The sequence below is a fragment of the Frankia sp. CoWAU3 genome (assembly GCF_977971855.1).
Window position 1 is genome coordinate 1 of record NZ_CDWWXB010000111.1, and the last position, 1,206, is coordinate 1,206.

A 1,206-nucleotide genomic window follows, 5' to 3' on the forward strand; every position below is an offset into this window, starting at 1 on the left:
TCTAGGAAACTCCCGCTAGGCCTGCCGGGCCTGCAGACGGATGCGGTTTGTCAGTTCGGTGACCTGGTTGTAGATCGCGCGCCGTTCCGCCATCAGCCCGCGGATCTTGCGATCGGCATGCATGACCGTCGTATGATCCCGCCCCCCGAAGTGCTGGCCGATCTTCGGTAGCGACAGGTCGGTCAGCTCCCGGCACAGGTACATCGCGATCTGACGGGCGGTGACCAGCACGCGGCTACGTGAGGTGCCGCACAGGTCCTCCATCGAGACGCCGAAGTACGCCGCCGTCGCGTTCATGATTGCGGCGGCCGTGATGTCGGGATTGCCGGCATCGGGGATGAGATCACGCAGCACGATCTCGGCGAGCGTGCGGTCGACGTGGGACTTGTTCAGGCTCGCGAAGGCCGCGACCCGGATCAGCGCCCCCTCCAGCTCACGGATGTTGCGCTCGATGTGCGTGGCGATGTACTCGAGGACATCCGGGGGTACCGGCAGGCGCTCCGTGGCCGCCTTCTTCGACAGGATGGCGATGCGCGTCTCGAGGTCGGGCGGGGTGATGTCGGTCATCAGCCCCCACTCGAAGCGGCTGCGCAGCCGGTCCTCCAGGGCCGAGAGTTGCTTGGGCGAGCGGTCGGAGCTGATCACGATCTGCTTCTCGCCGTCGTGCAGGACGTTGAAGGTGTGGAAGAACTCCTCCTGCGTCCGTTCCTTGTTTTCCAGGAACTGGATGTCGTCAACGAGCAGGACATCGATGTCACGGTAGCGCCGCTGGAACGCCTGCTGGCGGTCGTCCCGGATCGAGTTGATGAAGTCGTTGGTGAACTCCTCGGAGCTCACGTACTTCACCCGCATGTTCGGGTAGAGCCTGAGTGCGTAGTGACCGATCGCGTGCAGAAGGTGAGTCTTGCCGAGCCCGGAGTCCCCGTAGATGAAAAGCGGGTTGTAGGCCTTCGCGGGTGCCTCGGCGACGGCCACCGCTGCCGCGTGGGGGAACCGGTTGCTGTCGCCGATGACGAACGTCTCGAAAATGTAGCGGGGGTTCAGCCGGGCCTGGGCCGGTTCGGTCTCGTGCGGCGCCGCATCGCGTCCGAGACCCGCGCTGACCCGTACCGGTGGTGTTCCCTCGGTGGCGTCGGGGAAGGGCAGTTCGCCGTTCACCAGTGCCGCCGGCGCCGGCGGCACTGGTGCCGGCACCGGGGCTGCGGC

General features: G+C 66.0%; 1 protein-coding gene. It reads right to left on the minus strand.

What is annotated here, in order from left to right; all coding sequences use genetic code 11:
- Positions 1-15: 15 nt before the first annotated feature.
- Positions 16-1,206: chromosomal replication initiator protein DnaA (dnaA, locus tag AC08ON_RS11310; RefSeq protein WP_476616932.1), on the minus strand; the 1,191-nt coding region annotated here is incomplete at its 5' end.